15 protein-coding genes and 1 pseudogene are annotated in these 17,736 nt (G+C 71.7%); 12 read left to right on the top strand and 4 right to left on the bottom strand.

What is annotated here, in order from left to right:
• Positions 1-221, bottom strand: a pseudogene (locus ACGFH8_RS06780) (phytochelatin synthase); the annotation flags it as partial.
• An 895-nt stretch (positions 222-1,116) separates the two neighbouring features.
• Positions 1,117-2,892 carry a family 20 glycosylhydrolase gene (locus ACGFH8_RS06775; RefSeq protein ID WP_393364385.1) on the bottom strand — a complete coding sequence of 592 codons (1,776 nt, stop codon included), beginning with the start codon at positions 2,890-2,892 and terminating at the stop codon, positions 1,117-1,119.
• Between the two features lie 314 nt (positions 2,893-3,206).
• Here ACGFH8_RS06775 and ppdK point away from each other — a divergent pair, with 314 nt between their 5' ends.
• On the top strand, positions 3,207-5,969 hold the full coding sequence (gene ppdK / locus ACGFH8_RS06770) for a pyruvate, phosphate dikinase (protein ID WP_393364382.1): 2,763 nt from the start codon (positions 3,207-3,209) through the stop codon (positions 5,967-5,969).
• Between the two features lie 49 nt (positions 5,970-6,018).
• Here ppdK and ACGFH8_RS06765 read toward each other — a convergent pair whose 3' ends face one another.
• Positions 6,019-6,519 (bottom strand): roadblock/LC7 domain-containing protein, encoded by a 501-nt coding sequence (locus tag ACGFH8_RS06765; protein WP_393364379.1) that lies wholly within the window; start codon positions 6,517-6,519, stop codon positions 6,019-6,021.
• A gap of 252 nt (positions 6,520-6,771) precedes the next feature.
• Between ACGFH8_RS06765 and ACGFH8_RS06760 the strand changes: the two genes are divergently transcribed.
• The 3 genes from ACGFH8_RS06760 to ACGFH8_RS06750 are packed head-to-tail and all read left to right on the top strand — an operon-like array spanning position 6,772 to position 9,273.
• A complete protein-coding gene (locus ACGFH8_RS06760) occupies positions 6,772-7,125 on the top strand; it encodes a VOC family protein (protein WP_393364376.1) in 354 nt (117 codons plus the stop codon).
• 42 nt (positions 7,126-7,167) lie between these two features.
• Positions 7,168-8,424 (top strand): deoxyguanosinetriphosphate triphosphohydrolase, encoded by a 1,257-nt coding sequence (locus ACGFH8_RS06755; RefSeq protein WP_393364373.1) that lies wholly within the window; start codon positions 7,168-7,170, stop codon positions 8,422-8,424.
• Between the two features lie 15 nt (positions 8,425-8,439).
• On the top strand, positions 8,440-9,273 hold the full coding sequence (locus ACGFH8_RS06750) for a siderophore-interacting protein (protein WP_393364371.1): 834 nt from the start codon (positions 8,440-8,442) through the stop codon (positions 9,271-9,273).
• 6 nt (positions 9,274-9,279) lie between these two features.
• Here the strand turns inward: ACGFH8_RS06750 and ACGFH8_RS06745 are convergent, their stop codons facing one another.
• On the bottom strand, positions 9,280-10,485 hold the full coding sequence (locus ACGFH8_RS06745) for a low temperature requirement protein A (RefSeq protein ID WP_393364368.1): 1,206 nt from the start codon (positions 10,483-10,485) through the stop codon (positions 9,280-9,282).
• Positions 10,486-10,620: 135 nt separating this feature from the next.
• Between ACGFH8_RS06745 and dnaG the strand changes: the two genes are divergently transcribed.
• The 8 genes from dnaG (at position 10,621) to ACGFH8_RS06705 (ending at position 17,693) form a co-directional block, all read left to right on the top strand.
• Complete coding sequence (gene dnaG, locus ACGFH8_RS06740) at positions 10,621-12,501, top strand: DNA primase (protein WP_393364365.1); 1,881 nt, start codon at positions 10,621-10,623, stop codon at positions 12,499-12,501.
• On the top strand, positions 12,502-13,038 hold the full coding sequence (locus ACGFH8_RS06735) for a hypothetical protein (RefSeq protein WP_393364362.1): 537 nt from the start codon (positions 12,502-12,504) through the stop codon (positions 13,036-13,038).
• Between the two features lie 161 nt (positions 13,039-13,199).
• Positions 13,200-14,132, top strand: coding sequence for an ABC transporter ATP-binding protein (locus ACGFH8_RS06730; RefSeq protein WP_393364359.1), 933 nt, complete (start codon positions 13,200-13,202; stop codon positions 14,130-14,132).
• 321 nt (positions 14,133-14,453) lie between these two features.
• On the top strand, positions 14,454-14,993 hold the full coding sequence (locus tag ACGFH8_RS06725; RefSeq protein ID WP_393364356.1) for a hypothetical protein: 540 nt from the start codon (positions 14,454-14,456) through the stop codon (positions 14,991-14,993).
• A 221-nt stretch (positions 14,994-15,214) separates the two neighbouring features.
• Positions 15,215-15,445, top strand: coding sequence for a Scr1 family TA system antitoxin-like transcriptional regulator (locus ACGFH8_RS06720; protein ID WP_393364354.1), 231 nt, complete (start codon positions 15,215-15,217; stop codon positions 15,443-15,445).
• Positions 15,436-15,627 (top strand): DUF397 domain-containing protein, encoded by a 192-nt coding sequence (locus ACGFH8_RS06715; RefSeq protein WP_393364352.1) that lies wholly within the window; start codon positions 15,436-15,438, stop codon positions 15,625-15,627. The genes ACGFH8_RS06720 and ACGFH8_RS06715 overlap by 10 nt, the downstream gene beginning before the upstream one ends.
• A gap of 296 nt (positions 15,628-15,923) precedes the next feature.
• Positions 15,924-16,712: an ABC transporter permease gene (locus tag ACGFH8_RS06710; RefSeq protein ID WP_393364560.1), complete on the top strand. Its 789-nt coding sequence runs from the start codon at positions 15,924-15,926 to the stop codon at positions 16,710-16,712.
• Positions 16,713-16,883: 171 nt separating this feature from the next.
• The gene (locus ACGFH8_RS06705; protein ID WP_393364349.1) at positions 16,884-17,693 is read left to right on the top strand and encodes an ABC transporter permease; all 810 of its coding nucleotides are present in this window, start codon (positions 16,884-16,886) and stop codon (positions 17,691-17,693) included.
• Positions 17,694-17,736 lie beyond the last annotated feature (43 nt).

The raw sequence follows: 17,736 nt of genomic DNA, 5'->3' as shown, positions 1-17,736 counted from the left end.
TTACGGGTCGCGGCGGGCCCGCAGTAGTAGAAGTTCGGCTGCGCCTCGTAGCGCACACCCAGTTCCCGCTCACCGTGGGTCTTGCGGTCGGTCTGAGTCTGCGTGGCCGGCTTGGCCTCCGACGCGGCGTAGGCGGCGGTGACGGGTCCGGCGATGGCTCCGCCGGTGAACGCGAGGCCGGCGGCGGTCAGAGCGGTCTTACGGATCAGATCGGTACGCATGATGGCGTGCTCCTCTGCATCGGGGGAACCCACACAGCACTCAACGGGGGAGGTGCGGCCGTGCGGGGAAGTTCGTGCCCGGCAGCCCTGGAGGGGCCGGCGTCGGGCGGGGGTGTAACGGTGCGGGCTGGCGGGTCATGCCGCCTACCCGGGGGCTCGGCTGTCACGGGCCCTCGGCCGTCAGGGGTGCTCGGCCGTGTGGTGGTGTAACCGTCCGGACCGGCTGCGCATTCCGCCTTACCGGGGCCCGGCCGTTGTGGCGCTTGGCGGTGCGGGGGATGTAACCGGGCCGGGTCGGCGGGTGTTCCCGTTGGCCGTCTCCGGTGGGAGCACCTGGCGGCTGCCGTGCCCGGCCGTTGTGGTGCTCGGCCGTGCGGGGGACGTAACCGGGCCGGCCTGCCGGGTGTTCCCGACGAGGCCGCGCACTGCGACTCGACGGTCTCGGTAGCCGGCCGCCCTCGCCGCGACCTGCCAGGTACAACGACCCGGGCCGGCCGCCGATTCCACCACCGGGGTGGCCCCGGCAACCCGACAATCCCGCCCAAAACCGACAGCCCGTCCACCCAGCGAACGGACACGGCAGACGAGGCGGCGTGATCGACTCGGGTTCTCGAAAATTGCGGTGTCCGGGTGTCGGGGATGGCCCGACATCATGAAAGTCGAGTGGACCATGTCGGTCCGCGACGTTTGCGGCCGAACGGGGTCGACTCGGAGGCCAGACCGCCCCGCTCCGCGATCTTGCACTTTCTGTCCCGACACAAGGGGCATTGCACCTATAGGGACAACCGATAGTGCAAGATCGGCGCCAACTTCTCGCGAGACGGCGTGGACCGGATCGGCGTCCAACGTCCGCGGCGACTGCCGGGCGGGCCGGGGTGAACCGGCGCGCCGAGGGTCAGGGCGTGGCGCTGTCGGTTTGTGGCACGGTGCGCTGTGCCGGGATGGTCGGGGTGCCCGGCCAGGGGACCTCGGGTGCGCGGTGGAAGGCGATCCCGGCAGCCGCCCACCGCGGGCCCTGACCGGCCAGCCGGTCACGGAAGTCGGCCCAGTCGTGGGTGGCCCGGGGTGACCAGCCCAGCTCGGCGATGGCGGGGAGCCGGGGCAGGAGCAGGAACTCGATGTCGGCCAGCGAGGTGACCGACTCGGTCCAGAGCGGGGCTTCCACCCCGAGGACGGCCGTGGCGGGCACGTCGGAGACGTGTGTGCCCGGATCCCAGTCGTACGCCTTGCGCACGTCGATCAGCCCGGCCCAGTCGTGTCCGATCGGGGTGTCCGGGGCGTACTTCATGTCCAGGTAGGCGTGGTTGCCGGGGGAGACGATGAGGCGGGCGCCCCGGCGGACCGCGTCGGCCGTGGTGGGGTCGTCGGCGTTCGTGCCCCACCACTGCAGCACCCGTCCGTCGACGTGGCCGGCCGGCGCGAGCTGGTGCCAGCCGACGACGGTCTTGCCGAGGTCGGCCACGATGCGCTGGACCCGTTCCACGAAACCGGTGTAGACCTCGCCCTTCACCTTGAACGCCTCGTCGCCGCCGATGTGCAGCAACGGCCCGGGGGTGAGTGCGGCCACCTCGCCCAGCACGTCGGTGACGAAGTCGTACGTCCGCTCGTCGGAGGGGTCGACGTAGCTGAAACCGACCTCGGTGCCGGTGTACGGCGGTGGCGCGATCTTGTCCGGTGCCAGCTCCGGGTACGCGACAAGCGCCGAGTTGGTGTGCCCGGGGAGGTCGATCTCCGGGACGACTGTGATGTGGCGGGCGGCGGCGTAGGAGACGATCCGCCGGTAGTCGGCCTTCGTGTAGTGCCCCCCGGGGCCGCCGCCGACCTCGGTCGTCCCGCCCACGGCTGTCAACCTCGGCCAGGAGTCGACGGCGATCCGCCAACCCTGGTCGTCGGTGAGGTGCAGGTGCAGGTGGTTGAGCTTGTAGCGGGCCAGGTGGTCCACGACGCGCAGGACGTCCTCGACGGTGAAGAAGTGCCGTGCGACGTCGAGCATCGCGCCCCGGTAGGGGAAGCGGGGAGTGTCGGTGATGGTCCCACCGGGCAGCGCCCACCGTGTGGCGACCGGGGTCCGGCTCTCGATGGCCGATGGCAGCAGTTGGCGCAGGGTCTGCACGCCGTGGAACAGGCCGGCGGCGGTGGCGGCGGTGAGGCGTACCCCGTCGCGGGCGACGTCGAGCCGGTAGCCCTCCGCGCCGAGACCGGCGGCCGCGTCCAGCACCAGCGCGATACCGCCGACCAGCTCCGGCGCGACGGCGTCGGTCACCGACAGCGGAGGCGCGGCGGTGTCGGTGGCCGGCGGCGCAGGCGTGGTGGCGTCCGGCGGCGCAGGCGCGGCGGCGTCCGTGGCCGGCAGCGGAGACGTGGTCGGCAACGGACGGGAGGCGGCGTGGATCACCGGCAGCGGGTAGCCGGTGGCGGGCCGGAGCAGCTCGGCGAGCTGCGCGGCGACGGCGAGCGCGGCGGGGTCGGCGCTGGCCACGATCACCGCTTCGGCCGGGAGGACCCAGTCCTCGGTCGGGTCCGCCTCGACCTGTGCGGGAGCGGGCACGACGTCGGACAGCCGGTGCGCGGCCGATGGAGCGGTCCGGGGCGTCGGGGTGGCCGCGTCCGATTCCCGCGCCGGTGGCGGCACCGGACCGGTGGCGGGAGCGGGGGAGGGGATGGTCGACACGGCGGCGACTCCGGGGGGTGTATTCGCGTCGGTTATGGCAAAAGTGAGGTTCACCGGCTGGCGTGCCGTCAAGCGTACGACGCGCGGCCGGGATGCGTGATGGTGCGCGTGGAAGCGTTCCCAAAAACCGGTACGAACACGGATAGTCGTGACGGCTGTGCCAATTGTCACCGAACGGTCCCAGGTCACCCGATGTTCGCTTAGCCTTCGCCCACCGATCGGCGTCGACCCCGGGATTACCGGAGGTCCGTCCCGGGGTAGGAAAAAACTGAACCTTCGTTAAGTGTCCATCCGGCGCGTGTGTGGAGGCTTTGGTGGCAGCGCAAGAAACCGTCGACCACAAGTACGTCTACGACTTCTCCGAAGGCAACAAGGACCTCAAGGACCTGCTCGGCGGCAAGGGGGCGAACCTCGCCGAGATGACGAACCTCGGCCTGCCCGTTCCCCCCGGCTTCACCATCACCACCGAGGCCTGCCAGGCGTACCTCGCGACGGGACGGGAGCCGGACGGGCTCGCCGGTCAGATCGAGGCGCACCTGGAATCGCTGGAACGCGCGATGGGCAAACGACTCGGCGACCCGCGCGACCCGCTGCTGGTCTCCGTCCGCTCCGGCGCCAAGTTCTCCATGCCCGGCATGATGGAGACCGTCCTCAACGTCGGCCTCAACGACCAGAGCGTGGTCGGGCTCTCCGCGCAGGCCGGCGGCACCGGCGATCCGGCCGCCTCCGGCGGCGCGGCCGGCCAGGCCGCCTCCGGCGGCGCGGACAGGTTCGCCTGGGACTCCTACCGCCGCCTCATCCAGATGTTCGGCAAGACCGTCTGCGAGGTGCCGGGCGAGGAGTTCGAGCACGCGCTCGACGAGATCAAGAGCGCCAAGGGTACGCAGAACGACCTCGACCTGGACGCGGACGACCTGCGTGGGCTCGTCGACGCGTACAAGAAGATCTTTTTGAAGCACACCGGTCGCGAGTTCCCGCAGCAGCCGCGCGAACAGCTCGACCTCGCCATCCGGGCGGTCTTCGAGTCGTGGAACGCCGAGCGCGCGGTGCTCTACCGCCGCCAGGAGCGCATCCCGGCCGACCTCGGCACCGCGGTCAACGTGGTGACGATGGTCTTCGGCAACCTGGGCCCGGATTCCGGCACCGGTGTCGCGTTCACCCGGGACCCGGCCAGTGGGGCGCAGGGCATCTACGGCGACTATCTGGCCAACGCGCAGGGCGAGGACGTGGTGGCCGGCATCCGCAACACGGTGCCGCTGCAGGAGTTGGCGCAGCTCGACAGGGCCTCCTACGACGAGTTGCTCGGCATCATGGCCCGGTTGGAGGAGCACTACCGGGACCTGTGCGACATCGAGTTCACCATCGAACGCGGCAAGCTGTGGATGTTGCAGACCCGGGTGGGCAAGCGCACGGCCGCCGCCGCGTTCGTCATCGCCGGGCAACTCGTCGACGAGGGCCTGATCGACCTGGACGAGGCGCTGCACCGGGTCAACGGCGCGCAGTTGGCCCAGCTGATGTTCCCCCGCTTCCAACTCGACCACGAGTTCCAGCCGGTCGCCACGGGCATCGGCGCCTCACCCGGCGCGGCGTCGGGCACCGTGGTCTTCACCTCCGCGCGGGCCGTCGAGCTGGCTGCCGAGGGACGGTCGGTGATCCTGGTCCGCCGGGAGACCAACCCGGACGACCTGAACGGCATGATCGCCGCGAAGGGCATCCTCACCTCGCGCGGTGGCAAGACCAGCCACGCCGCCGTGGTGGCCCGGGGCATGGGCAAGACCTGCGTCTCCGGTGCCGACGCGATCGACGTGAACGTGCCGGCGAAGCGGTTCACCGTGGCCGGGCAGACCGTCGACGAGGGCGACATGGTGTCCATCGACGGCACGACCGGCAAGGTCTACCTCGGCGAGGTGCCGGTCATGCCGTCGGAGGTGGTGCAGTACTTCGAGGGCAGCCTCGATCCCGAGCACATCGACAACCCGCTGGTCCGGGCCGTACACCGGATCATGACGCACGCCGACGGCAAGCGGCGGCTGGCGGTCCGCACGAACGCCGACACCGGCGCGGACGCGGCTCGGGCCCGACGGTTCGGCGCCGAGGGCATCGGGCTGTGCCGTACCGAGCACATGTTCCTCGGCGACCGCCGCGAGCTGGTCGAGCGGCTGATCCTGGCTCGGGCTCCGGGCGAGCGGGAAGAGGCGCTGGCGGCCCTGCTGCCGTTGCAGCGGGCCGACTTCGAGGAGATCTTCCGGGAGATGGATGGCCTGCCGGTCACCGTCCGGCTCATCGATCCGCCGCTGCACGAGTTCCTGCCGCCGTTGGAGCAGCTCGCGGTCAACGTGGCGGTCGCCCAGGAACGCGGCGAGGACGTCGCCAAGGAGGAGGCGTTGCTCGCCGCCGTTCGGCGGATGCACGAGGAGAACCCGATGCTCGGGCTGCGCGGCGTCCGTCTCGGCCTGGTCATCCCCGGCCTGTTCGCGATGCAGGTCCGGGCCATCGCCGAGGCGGCCGTGAGCTGTGCCCGCGGCGGCGGGGTAGCGAAACCGGAGATCATGGTGCCGCTGGTCGGGGCCGTGCAGGAGTTGGAGACGGTCCGCGCCGAGGCCGAGAAGATCATCGCCGAGGTGGTCGGGGACAGCGGGGTCGAGGTGCTGATCGGCACGATGATCGAGGTGCCTCGGGCGGCGCTGACCGCCGGCCAGATCGCCGAGGCGGCACAGTTCTTCTCCTTCGGCACCAACGACCTGACCCAGATGGGCTGGGGCTTCTCCCGCGACGACGTCGAGGGCGCGTTCTTCTGGCGCTACCTGGAACTGGGCATCTTCGGCATCTCGCCGTTCGAGTCGATCGACCGCGACGGCGTCGGCCGGCTGGTGCGGATCGCCGCCGAGGAGGGCCGGGCCGCCCGGCCCGGCTTGAAGCTCGGGGTCTGCGGCGAGCACGGCGGCGACCCCGACTCGGTGCACTTCTTCCACGAGGTCGGTCTGGACTACGTGTCCTGCTCACCGTTCCGGGTGCCGGTGGCCCGGCTGGAGGCCGGTCGGGCGGTCGTGGAGACGGGCGGCTCGGACAGCCGGTGACGTGGGCCGGCGGCGGACCGGGCGACCCGGCCGCCGCCGGCGCCGACGATCAGATCGGCGGGCGACGCCAGGCCGGCCGGGTCGAGCGGCGTAACTGGGTGGGCAGGGTCGCCATCGGGGTACGCACGGCAAGCGGCGCGTGCCCCAACGGAACCGCACTGGCGCCGCCACCGCCGACGCGCGTGTCCAACACCGAGCCGGTGCGCCGGGCCACCGCCCGCGCCTCCTCGTGCAGCGCCTCCAGATCGTCCGCCGCCGACACGGTGACAAGGGTCAGCAGGGCGGTGCGCCCGGCCGGGTAGGTCACCACGCAGCCGGCCGTCGTGCAGACCACCGACTCCCGGAACTCACCCCGCCGGACGGTGTCGGCCACTCGGTGACCGAGCCCGAAACTGGCGGCGGCCAACGCGGCGAGATGGGTGGCGTCGGTGCTGGGCAGATCGCTGGAGATGAGCAACCCGTCGGTGCCGGCCAGCACCGTCCCGGCAACCTCGGGTCGGCGCCGACGCAGCCCCCGTAGCTCCGTACCCACCACCGTGTCTGCGTCCACGAGCTGCTCCCTTACCGGTCGGGATCTGCGTGTCGGTCGGCTCGTCACGTTCCGCGCTGGAAACGCTACCGGTGGCCACCTCTGCCCGCGAGCCCGTAACCCAGGGCGATCGGCCCACAACTCCGGGCCGATCGGCGGTTGTGGACGATTCATCGACGCGTCGGGGGCACGACGGCCAGCCGTGACCGGCGTAACCTTGGCTCGCTCGCAAACGGCTGATTGCGTACGCCGTCGAACGGGAAAGGTGACTGAATGACCAGCGTCTGGGAGAACCTGACCGTCGACGCCCGCGACCCGGCCAGACTGGCCCGCTGGTGGGCCGAGGCACTCGGCTACCAGGTCGTCACCGACAACCCCGACGAGGTGGAGATCCGCAAGTCCGCGGACCGTCTCCCCGGCCTGGTCTTCGTGCCGGTGACCGAGGGCAAGGAACGCAAGAACCGGCTGCACCTCGACCTGCGCCCCGCCGATCGGGAGGCCGAGGTCGAACGGCTTGTCGACATGGGCGCCCGGCACGTCGACGTCGGCCAGGGCGACGTCGAGTGGACGGTGCTCGCCGACCCGGAGGGCAACGAGTTCTGCGTCCTCCGTGAGCGCGAGGAGTGAGCCGGTCTTGCGAGCCCCGCAGTCGCGAACAGCGGCGGCTGCGTGAGAAGTGAGCCGGACGCACGGTGGGTGCGGGAGGCGCCCAAGGACACCGGGCACCGCCGCTCACCGTACGAGCGCGACCGTGCCCGGGTGCTGCACTCGGCGGCGTTCCGTCGGCTGGCCACCAAGACCCAGGTACACACCGCCGGGACCGACGACTTCCTGCGTACGCGGCTGACGCACTCGCTCGAGGTGGCGCAGATCGCCCGGGAAATGGGTGCCCGGTTGGGCTGTGACCCGGACGTGGTCGACGTCGCCGGGCTCGCCCACGACCTCGGGCATCCGCCGTTCGGGCACAACGGCGAGTCCGCTCTGGACCTGCTGGCCACACCCTGCGGCGGCTTCGAGGGCAACGCGCAGACGTTGCGGGTGCTGACCCGGCTCGAGGCGAAGGTGCTCGCCCCGGACGGCTCGCCCGCGGGCCTCAATCTGACCCGCGCGTCGCTCGACGCGATCGGCAAGTACCCCTGGCCGCGTCGCCCGGGGCAGCGCAAGTTCGGGGTGTACGCCGACGACGCACCGGTCTTCGGCTGGATCCGGGTCGGTGCGCCCGGCGACCGGCGCTGCCTCGAGGCACAGGTGATGGACTGGGCCGACGACGTCGCGTACTCGGTGCACGACGTGGAGGACGGCATCCACGGCGGGTACGTGACGCTGGGCCCGCTGCTGGCGGACGCCGACGAGCGGGCCGCGCTCTGCGCCGACGTGGCCGCAGCCTACTCCGGTGAGTCCGCCGCCGACCTGGCCGAGGTGCTGGTGGACCTGTTGGCCGACCCGCTGCTCGCCCCGCTCGCCGGGTACGACGGCAGCCACCGCGCCCAGGTCGCGTTGAAGGCCACCACAAGCGGGCTGACCGGCCGGTTCGTGTCGGCGGCGGTGGCCGCCACCGAGGAGCGCTCCGGCCCCGGCCCGCACCGCCGCTATGACGCCGATCTGGTGGTGCCGAGGCTGGTCCGGGCCCAGTGTGCGCTGCTCAAGGGCATCGCCCTGCGGTACGTGATGCGTCGTTCCGGGTTCCGGGGCCGCTACGAGCGGCAGCGGACGATGCTCGCCGAGTTGGTGGCCGCGCTGCTCCGGCGCGCGCCGGACGGGCTCGATCCGATCTTCGCCCCGCTGTGGCGGGCGGCCCCGGACGACACCGCCCGACTGCGGGTGGTGATCGACCAGGTCGCCTCGCTCACCGACCCGGCGGCGGTGACCTGGCACACCCGCCTGACCGGCAACGGCGCACCGCCGACCGACCACGCGCCAGCTTAGGCTAGCCTAACTGGTATGACGGAACGCCCCAGGAACGTCACCACGGTCCACGTGCTGCGCACCGAGCGGCCCACCCCGCACCTGATCCGGCTCGTCCTCGGCGGGGACGAGCTGGCCGGCCTGCCGGTGGGCGAGTTCACCGACCACTACATCAAGCTGGTGTTCCCGCAGCCCGGCGTCGCGTACCCGCGGCCGTTGGACCTCGCCGCGATCCGCCGGGACCTGCCCCGGGAGCAGTGGCCCCGGCTGCGCGCGTACACCGTGCGGCGGTGGGACCCGCTGGCCGAGGAGCTGACCGTGGACGTGGTGCACCACGGCGACGAGGGGTTGGCCGGCCCGTGGGCCGCCGCGCTGCGTCCGGGTGACCCGGTGCACTTCGTCGGCCCCGGCGGGGCGTACGCCCCGAGCCCGGACGCGGACTGGCACCTGCTGGTGGGTGACGAGAGCGCCCTGCCGGCGATCGCCGCCGCGCTGGAGCGGCTGCCGTTGGGCGCGCCGGCCCACGTCTTCGTGGAGATCGGCGACCCGGCGGACGAGCAGAAGCTGCCCAGCCCCGGCGCGGTCGAGCTGACCTGGGTGCACCGTGGCGACGGCCCGGTGGGTGCGGCGCTTGTCGCGGCGGTACGGGCGTTGGAGTTCCCGGCCGGCCAGGTGCACGCGTTCGTGCACGGCGAGGCGGCCTTCGTCCGGGACCTGCGCCGGCTGCTGCGCGGCGAGCGGGGCGTACCCCTCGACCGGCTCTCCATCTCCGGCTACTGGCGGCGCGGCATGGACGACGAGGGCTGGCGCTCCACGAAGGCCGACTGGAACAGCCAGGTGGCAGCCGAGGAGACCACCGCCGCAGCCTAGGCTCGCTCACTCCTCGGGCGCGCGGTTCGCCTCGCCGGCGCGGGCGAGTCGTCGGCTGAGCAGCACGGCGTACCCGACGACCGCCAGCGCGAGCAACGCCAGCATCAGCCTCGGCCCATGCACCGTCGCCGTGATCAGGCTGACCGAGAGCACCCCGTAGGCGGCGATCGCCAACCGGGCGAGGCTCGGTCGGGTCCACAGCCAGTACAGGGCCAGGCCACACACCGTCCACACGACCATCGCCCCGCCCAGCAGCAGCCGCAGTTCCAGCGGCAGCCGAGCCGCGTCGTCGTCGACAAGCCGGACCACCTGGCCGAGAGCCCAGCCGAGCAGCAGTAACGCGCCGCCGAGCGGGATGTGCAGGAAGCTGTACGCCTGCCCGCCGCGCAGCCGACGCTGGAGCAGGCGGGTGGTGACGAACGTGGTGTAGACCCACCAGACGGCCGCCGGGATCAGGAAGGCCATCGCGGCGGTGAGGATCATGTGGGGCGGGGGGTGGTCCGGCACCGCGAAGAGCAGGCTGGCCAGCGCGCTGCCCAGCACGATGATGGTGAACTGGCCGATCCGTTCCGGCAGGTGCCGGTTGTCCACCGGCCAGCGGTTGAGCCAGCGCACCCCGACCCAGGGCGTGGCCAGTTCGATGACCATCGCGACGATCCACAGGACGGGGCGCAGCTCGGTGGGCGTGAACAGCGACACCAGCCAGATCAGCCAGCCCGACCCGAAGCCGATCAGGTAGACGGTCGTCACCATGCGGGCCATCGCGCTGGTCGGGCGGGCCCGCAGGTACAGCAGGAGCAGCACGCCTCGCACGATCAGGTACCCGACCGGCAGCAGCACGCTCTCCGGCACCTCGTCGACCCCGAGCGTCATCGCGCCCGCGCCGACCAACGCGACGAGCACCAGCAGTCGGTGCGGCGCGTCGTCGGGGTCGAACCGGGTGTCGTAGTAGACCTGCCCCAGCCAGGCCCACTGGATCACCACGAAGAGCCCGATCACGGCCAGCACGGCCGTCGGCGACGGGGTCGGCTCGTTGCCCAGCCGGGCCGCCACCGCCGCCAGCGCGTACACGAAGATCAGGTCGAGGAACAGCTCCAGCCAGGTCGCGTGCCGGTGGCCGGCCTCGTCGGCCTGCGGGGTCAGTCCGCGCAGCCCGACCCTGTTGGCCAGCCAGTTCGGCACGTGGCGGGCTCCGGTCCGTACCCTGCGCATCTGGTCATGGTCCCCGTGCGGACCCGGCTTGCGGGCCGGAACCGCCCAGCCGGCAGCGGTGGCCGCCACACCGGCATCCCCCGGCCGGCGTGTCGTCGGTCCGGCAGGGCAGGATGTACGCCGAGGGGGTGGCGCATGGCTGGGCGGATCCGGGACGAGGACATCGCACTGGTCCGGGAACGCACCTCGATCGGGGATGTGATCTCCGAGACGGTCACCCTCAAGTCGGCGGGTGGCGGCAACCTGAAGGGCCTGTGCCCGTTCCACGACGAGAAGAGCCCGTCGTTCAACGTGTCCCCGGCCCGCAACGTCTGGTACTGCTTCGGCTGCGGGGCCGGCGGCGACGCCATCAAGTTCCTGATGGACGCCGACCACCTCAGCTTCGTGGAGTCCGTCGAGCGGCTGGCCGGCCGCGCCGGCATCCAACTGCGCTACATCGAGGACGACAAGGGCACCCCGCGCCCCCGCCCGCAGCAGGGTCAACGCCAGCGTCTGGTCGCCGCGCACGCCGCCGCCGTCGAGTTTTACCGGGCGCAGCTCAGCACGGCCGGGGCCCGGCCGGCCCGCGAGTTCCTGGCCAAACGGGGCTTCGACCGGGCCGCCGCCGAGCGCTACGGCTGCGGCTTCGCGCCGGAGGGCTGGGACCTGCTCACCAAGCACCTGCGCCAGCAGGGTTTCACCCACCAGGAGCTGGTCACCGCCGGGTTGTCCCGGGAGTCCCGCTCCGGCACGCTCATCGACAGGTTCCGCCGTCGGCTGCTCTGGCCGATCCGCGACCTCGCCGGCGACGTGATCGGCTTCGGCGCGCGCAAGCTCTTCGACGACGACGACGGCCCGAAATACCTCAACACCCCCGAGACGCCGATCTACAAGAAGTCGCACGTGCTCTACGGCATCGACCAGGCCAAGCGGGAGATCGCCAAGCAGGGTCGGGCGGTCATCGTCGAGGGCTACACCGACGTGATGGCCTGCCACCTCGCCGGGGTGACGACGGCGGTGGCGACCTGCGGCACCGCGTTCGCCGCGGACCACATCTCGGTCCTGCGGCGGCTGCTGTTCGACAGCGACGAGGTGGCCGGCGAGATCATCTTCACCTTCGACGGTGACGCCGCCGGCCAGAAGGCCGCGCTGCGCGCCTTCGAGGACGACCAGCGGTTCGTCGGGCGTACGTTCATCGCGGTCAGCCCGGACAACATGGACCCGTGCGATCTGCGGCTGGCCAAGGGTGACCTGGCGGTCCGGGATCTGGTCGCCCGCCGTGAGCCGCTCGTCGACTTCGCGCTGCGGCACGTGATCAGCCGCTTCGACCTGGACACCGTCGACGGCCGGGTCGAGGCCATGCGCCACGCCGCGCCGCTCGTCGCGCGACTCAAGGACCGGGAAAAACGCCCGGAGTACGTCCGCAAACTCGCCATGGACCTCGGGATGGAGATCGAGCCGGTGCAGCGGGCCGTGCTCGCCGCCGCCAACACTCCACCGCCCGGCGCCCGCGACGCCGGCCCCGCCGCCCGGCCCGCCTCGGCTCGCCCCGAGCCGACTCTGGACAGCCCGCAGTCGATGGTCGAGCGGGAGGCGCTGAAGCTCGCCCTCCAGCAGCCGGTCCTGGCCGGGCCGATGTTCGACGCGGTCGAGTCGCCCGAATACCGCCACCCGGTGCACGTCGCGGTGCGTGCCGCCATCGCGGCGGCCGGTGGCGCCGCGTCGGCGACCGGCGGCGCGGTGTGGATCGAGTCGGTCCGCGACGCCTGCGACGATCTGGCCGCGGCGGCGCTTGTCGGCGAGTTGGCGGTGGAGCCGCTGCGCATCGACGGCGAACCGGACCCGCGCTACGTGTCGATCACCATGGCGCGGGTGCAGTTCGGGTCGGTGACCGCCCGCGTCCGGGACCTCAAGTCGCGCATCCAGCGGATCAACCCGGTAAACAACAAGGACGAGTACTTCGCCGCCTTCGGTGAGCTGCTGTCCCTGGAGCAGCACGCCCGGGCGCTGCGCGAACAGGCCGCGGGAGGCCTCTAGATGGGACTGTTCAGCCGTAAGCCGAAGCTGCCACCTGCCGACCGGCCACCGCTGGTCGCCGACGAACGGGTGTTGGCCTGGGCGGCGGCCGGTAACGGCGAGGGCGACGGGGTGGTGGTCGCCACCAATCTCGGGCTGTGGCTGCCCGGTCGAGGGCACCGGCTCGGCTGGCACACCATCCTCAAGGCGGTCTGGTCCGGCCGGGAGCTGACCGTCACACCTGCCGAGACGGTCGCCGAACGCGACGGCTACGCGCTCGTCGCCGACGGCCCGGCCGAGACATACTTCCTCCTCGATCCGCAGGAGCTGCCGCACCAGGTGCGGGCACGGGTGACTCGTTCGGTGGCGTACACCGAGCACCAGCAGGTGCCCGGCGGCGCGGCGCGGGTCGCGGCCCGCCGCGTGGCCGGAGCCGACGGTCTGACCTGGACGGTCCGCCTGGATCCCGGCACCCCGGCGGACGACGAGGCCCTGCTGGCCGAGACCGACCGCCTGGTCGGCGTGGCCCGTGCCGCCACCGCCCCCGGCGACCTCTGACCACCCCGCCACCTCCGCTGCCGCGATCTTGCACTTTCTGTCCCGACATAGGGGGCAGGTCGTCGCATCTGGACGACAGAAACTGCAAGATCGACAGGGTGGGGGTGTCTGGCGTCGTATTTGCGTGGAGGCATGTCGGGCCCGGCCGTTAGGGTCGGGCGGTGACTTCGGGGCGGCCACTGATTCAGGCACGCGGGCTGGTGAAGCGGTTCGGCGACTTCACCGCCGTGGACGGCATCGACGTCGAGGTGCGCTCGGGTGAGGCCTTCGGTTTCCTCGGGCCCAACGGCGCGGGCAAGTCCTCCACCATGCGGATGGTCGGCTGCACGTCCCCACCCAGCGGTGGTGAGCTGCGCATCCTCGGCATGGACCCGGTCGCCGACGGGCCCGCGATCCGAGCCCGGCTGGGCGTGTGCCCCCAGTTGGACAATCTCGACCCGGAGCTGACCGTCCGGGAGAACCTGACGGTCTACGCGCGCTACTTCGGCATCACCCGCCGGGCGGCCCGGGAGCGGGCCGACGAGCTGCTCGACTTCGTCCAGCTCACCGAGCGGGCCGGCAGCAAGGTCGAGCCGCTGTCCGGCGGGATGAAGCGCCGGCTGACCATCGCCCGCGCGCTTGTCAACGATCCGGAGATCGTGCTGCTCGACGAGCCGACCACCGGGCTCGACCCGCAGGCCCGGCACCTGGTGTGGGAGCGGCTGTTCCGGCTCAAGCAGCGGGGCGTCACGCTTGTGCTCACCACGCACTACATGGACGAGGCCGAGCAGCTCTGCGACCGGCTGGTGGTGATGGACGGCGGGCGGATCGTCGCCGAGGGCTCGCCCCGGGCGCTCATCGAGCGACACTCCACCCGGGAGGTGGTCGAGCTGCGCTTCGCCGCCGATTCGCAGGAGCCGTTCGCCCGTAAGCTCGACGGCTTGGGGGAGCGGGTCGAGGTGCTGCCCGACCGGGTCCTGCTCTACGTGCCCGACGGCGACGCGGCGGTCGCCGAGGTCGCCGCGCTCGGGCTCGACCCGGCCAACGTGCTGGTGCGACGCAGCGGCCTGGAGGACGTCTTCCTACACCTGACCGGCCGCACCCTGGTCGACTGATCCACTCGGCTTCCGTGAAGTCGGGGTGTCCGAGTGGCGCTGACAGCCCGACTTCCCGGAAGCCGAGTCGGTCAAGCCGGCGGGACCAGGGCAGCCGGCCCGGCCCAGGCGGCCGGGAGAAGGGCAGGCGGGCGGGACAAGGGCCGGCGGGCGGGACAAGGGCAGGCGGGCGGGACAAGGGCGCGCCGGGCTGAGGGCGGGTGGTCGGGTCTGGCGGGATGGCTGGGCTGCGGGCGGACCGGAACGGCTGGGTGGAACGCGGGCGACAAGCCGACGGGGTCGTAAGGTGACCGGCGGACTGCCGTACCCCGAAGGAGTTTCATGTCTGATCTGGTGATCGCCAACCGACGTCAGGCCGGGCTGACCGCCCTCTACCTGGGCATCTTCGCGATGGTCTGGTTCAGCGTGCCGGCGGCGGAGCAACCCCTGCGCGCCCTGCTGGTGGTGGGCAGCATCGTCGCTCTGCTCACCGCCGCGCTGGGCGGCGTGCTGTCGGCCCGACTCCGGGGGGCCGGCGTCCCTCGGGACCGGGCGGCCGACCGTCCGTACGTGCTCATCGTCGTCGCCGAGTTCGCCGCCGCCGGCCTGGGTGCTGCCGTGTTGGTCGCGGCCGGCTGGTCGGAGTACGTACCGGTGCTTGTCTGCCTGGTGGTCGGTCTGCACTTCTTCCCGCTCGCCCCGCTGTTGCGCGACCCGCTGCTGCGGCCGCTCGGCGGCGCGCTGTGCCTGGTGGCGGCGGCGGGCCTCGTCACCGGCCTCGCCTCGGCGGTCTCCGCCGGCCTGGTGGTCGGGGTCGGCGCGGGCGTGCTGCTGCTCGCCTACGCGGTGCAGGCGCTGATCCGCGCGTACCGACCCGCCTGACCGCCAAAGCCCGACGAGGCCGACCGATCGTTGGCAGCTCAGCAGCAATCGTTCCGGCGTGTCGAGCTGCTGAGCTGCCAACGATCACCGCTCAACGGGCTCTGGCCCAGGTGATGAAACGGTCGACGAGTACGCGTTGCGTCGCCACGTCGGCGGGCGGGAGGTGATGCGGGAGCAGTTGCGGCATCGGTTCGTCCCTGCCCCGGGTCCGAATCCAGGTCGTGCCGCTGTCGGCCGGTGCGTACGCCGGGCTCGATGGTCCCTTCGTGATCGCCACGACAGCCACCGGGGAAGATGTGGTCTACCTGGACGGGCAGCGCCACGGGCAGGTGACCGACCGGGCCGAGTACGTGCGGCAGATGGTCGAGGTGGGAAAGTCGATCCGCGGTGAGGCACTATCGCAGCAGCAGTCCCTCGACCTGATCGCGGACGTGGCCGAGACATGGAGCTGACTGGCGCCCGATGGCGCAAGGGCACCCGCAGCAACAGCAGCGGCGGTGCCTGTGTGGAGGTTGCCGACAACCTGCCCGGTGTGGTGGCCGTCCGTGACTCGAAGGACCCGACCGGCCCAGTGCTGGCCTTCACGCCCGACGCGTGGCGCGCGTTCGTCGGTTCGGACGCCGTGGGCCGGTAGATAGCGACCACGCCGTCTAGATCGACTCGGTTTCCGGGGAGTCGGGGCATCGCGGGGGGCGTTGCTACCCCGGCTTCCCGGAAGCCGAGTCGATCAGGGGCCCGCGTCGGGGCGGGGGTCGCGCCGGGCGGGGTCCGGGCCGCTGGGCGAAAGTCGCGGGGCGAAAGCCGCTGGGCGAAAGTCGCGGGCGAAAGTCGCGGGGTGAAACCCGGGCGACACGTCAAGGGCGGCGTCGTAGGGTGGCCGGCGACCTGTCGTACCCCGGGGGTAGGAAGGTCGGGACGGGGGTGGTCGTGGTGCGGGTGGCGGTGCGGGCGCGGTCGCCGTGGGTGCCGGCGTGGGCGGTGTTCGAGCACTACCTGGTCGGTCTGCGGCGCACCTGGCGGGCCGGGGTGTTCTCCTCGTTCCTGCTGCCGGTGCTGACAGTCGTCGGCTTCGGGGTGGGCGTCGGTGGTTACATCGACCAGGGCGTCGGCGGGGTGCGCTACCTCGACTGGCTGGTCCCCGGGCTGATCGCCTCGACCGCGTTGCAGGTGACGGTCGGGGACTCGACCTGGCCGGTGTTCAGCAACTTCCAGTGGGTCAAGACCTACTTCGCGCAGAGCGCCTCGCCGCTGCGGGTGGGCGACATCGTGCTGGGGCACCTGGCCTTCGTGCTGTTCCGGGTGCTCACCACCATCGCGGCGTTCCTGCTGGTCACCGGGCTGTTCGGGGCGTTGCGCTCACCGTGGGCGGTGGCCACTTTGCCGGTGGTGGCGTTGCTGGGGTTGGCCGTCGCCGCGCCGGTCTTCGCGTACGCCGCGTGGGTGTCCACCGACAATTTTCTCGCGATGCTGTTCCGGTTCGCGATCATCCCGATGACGCTCTTCGCCGGGGTGTTCTTCCCGGTGGAGTCGCTGCCGGACGCGCTGCGGTGGCTGGCGTATGCGACGCCGCTGTGGCACGCCGTCGACCTCTGCCGCGCGGCCACGCTCGGGGTCGCCCCCCAGTGGTCGATCGCCGGGCACCTGCTCTACCTGGCCGCGTGGGCAGGTGTCGGTTGGCTGCTGGCGCTGCGCGCGTTCCGTCGCAAACTCGTCGTCTGAGGCCTGTGTCATGAGAACTGGCCGGCCTGCGGTGGGCCCGGACGACGACCGGCGGCGTTGCGGTTCCGCCCGGATACCACATCGGTATCCGAACGAAACCGCGCCTTGCCGGATCGCCGCTCGGACTCCGCCTCGGCTCGACCGCCCTCATGAAACAGTTAGGGAGATCCCATGATCACGTTGGTTCTGCCCCGGCTGGTGGACGTCTCCTCCGCCTCCCGGCGGTCCGCGTCGGTGGTGGGGCGCAACGTCGCGGCGCTGAAGCCGGTCTACTGGCTGCTGCTGCTCTCCGGTTTCGTGGAGCCGTTGCTCTATCTGCTCTCGATCGGCGTGGGCGTCGGCGCGCTGATCGGTGACCTGCCGCTGCCCGACGGGCGGCTGGTGTCGTACGCCGGGTTCGTGGCCCCGGCGATGCTCGCCTCCTCGGCGATGACCGGGGCGATCTCGGAGACCACGTTCAACTTCTTCGGCAAGATGAAATACATGAAGCTGTACGACGGGGTGATCGCCACCCCGGTACGGCCGTTCGAGATCGCTCTCGGTGAGCTGGGTTGGGCGATGCTGCGGGGCAGCTCCTACTCGGCCGCCTTCCTCGTGGTGATGGTCGCACTGGACCTGACGACCGTCACCCGTGCGTTGACAGCTCTCCCGGCCGCGATGCTCGTCGGGTTCGCGTTCGGGGGGATCGGCATGGCGGTCTCCACCCTCATGCGCAGTTGGCAGGACTTCGACCTGCTGGGGTCGGCGCAGTTCACCCTGTTCCTCTTCTCCGGCACGTTCGTGCCGGCGCAGGCGTACCCGACCCTGCTGCACTGGCTGGTCGAGATCACCCCGCTGTACCGGTCGGTGCACCTGATTCGCGGGCTCGCGTTGGGCAGCGGTGGCTGGGTCTGGTTGCTCGATGTGCTCTACCTGCTGGCGTGGCTGGCGGTCGGCCTGGTGGTGGCCTCGCGCCGGATGGGCAGGTTGCTCTACCAGTAGGGGTTACCGGCGCCCGTCGACGGGGCATGTCGGAGGTGACACC

This window comes from Micromonospora sp. NPDC049175, from assembly GCF_043197345.1.
Classification (GTDB): domain Bacteria; phylum Actinomycetota; class Actinomycetes; order Mycobacteriales; family Micromonosporaceae; genus Micromonospora.
This window is presented reverse-complemented; position numbering and strand designations above follow the sequence as displayed.